The organism is Escherichia sp. E3659, from assembly GCF_005781135.1.
Classification (GTDB): Bacteria; Pseudomonadota; Gammaproteobacteria; order Enterobacterales; family Enterobacteriaceae; genus Escherichia.
Genome location: NZ_VATQ01000077.1, coordinates 251 through 1,605 on the forward strand (window position 1 = coordinate 251; position 1,355 = coordinate 1,605).

Annotated in this window: 1 pseudogene; it reads right to left on the reverse strand. The window is 61.0% G+C overall.

The window, feature by feature from the left end:
* Positions 1 to 1,355, reverse strand: a pseudogene (locus FEK47_RS25025) (RHS repeat protein); the annotation flags it as partial.

The following is a 1,355-nucleotide window of genomic DNA, read 5'->3' on the forward strand; positions in this document are numbered from 1 at the left end:
CCAGCGGCTCTGCATATTGTGTCCGCGTGTAGTGCACCAGCCGGTGCTGACTGTCGTAATGGTACTGGTGGGTGCGCTCATCATCCGTGCGGATAACCCCTTCCGGGATGAGGTCGGTTTTCTCTGTCAGCCTGCCGTAACGGTCATACCGGTAAAGATAGTGCGCGTCACGGGCGATACGGTTATCCGGCCACATGCTGAGGGTGCTGTCCGGGTGCAGCTCCGGGTCGGGCAGGCGGTTACCTGCCGGGTCTGTGGCATACGGGATGCGGATATCCAGGTTCGCTGCCGTGGTGTGAACGCCGGTCAGCCTGCCGGTGGTGCTGTAGCCATATTCCCGCGTCTGTCGCGGGCTGCTGATGCGGATGAGTTCGCCGTTGTTGTTCCAGGTGTAATCGCGGTCAGACAGCAGGCTGTTCAGGTGCTGACGCTGTAACTGCCCGGCAGGGGTGTAAGCGGTGGTGAGTTCATAACGGCCGAAGCTGCGCAGCGTTTCCCGGTGCAGGCGGTCGCGGGTGAAATCCACCAGCGGTGTGTCGCCGAGCTTCATGCCTGCCAGGTAACCGCTGCCGTAGGTCAGCCATTCCACGGCGGGCAGGCTGTCCGGTATACAGCGGTTCGCCAGTCCCTGCGCGTTGTAAGCGTGTCTGGTCTCATGCTGCCAGAGCAGTTCATTCGTCTGCGGGTGATGCACCGTCTGACGCTCACCGGTCAGGCGGCCTTTCTCATCATACCCGTAATGCACCGTCACCCGGTGCCCTTCGCTGATATGGCTGATGTCTGTCAGCCAGCCGCGTTCGTCATACTGCCACCGCTCTGCGGTTTCGCCATTCACGGTGCGCTGCGTGAGGCGGTCAGCATCATCGTAGTGCCGGAGGGTGATGAGCCCCTCATCCTCGCTGCGGATAAGTTTGCCAGTCAGGTCGTGGTGATAACGCTGTGTGCGGCCGTCAAAGCCGGTTTCCTGTATCAGCCGGTCGAGTACATCGTAACGGAAGGTGGTGTGGCGGCCGTTTTCGTTGGTCAGGCGGATGACCCGTCCGGCAGCATCGTATTCCATACTGCGGGTCAGCCCGCCCTGCGTGGTACAGACGGCCTTTCCCCACGCATCGTACTGTGCCCCGTTTATGCTGCCGTCCGGGGCAATGACGGTGGTCAGGTCACCGGCGGCGTTATATTCATACCGCGTTTCATGGCCCTGCGTGTCTTTCACGGCAATTAACTGTCCACGGCTGTCGTATGCGCGGTACTGACTCAGGCCTTCCTCCCGGTGCACCGCCGTCATCTGCCCGAAGCGGTCATGGTCATAACGGGTTACATAACCGGAACAGTCAGTGAAGGTCAGCAACTGACCG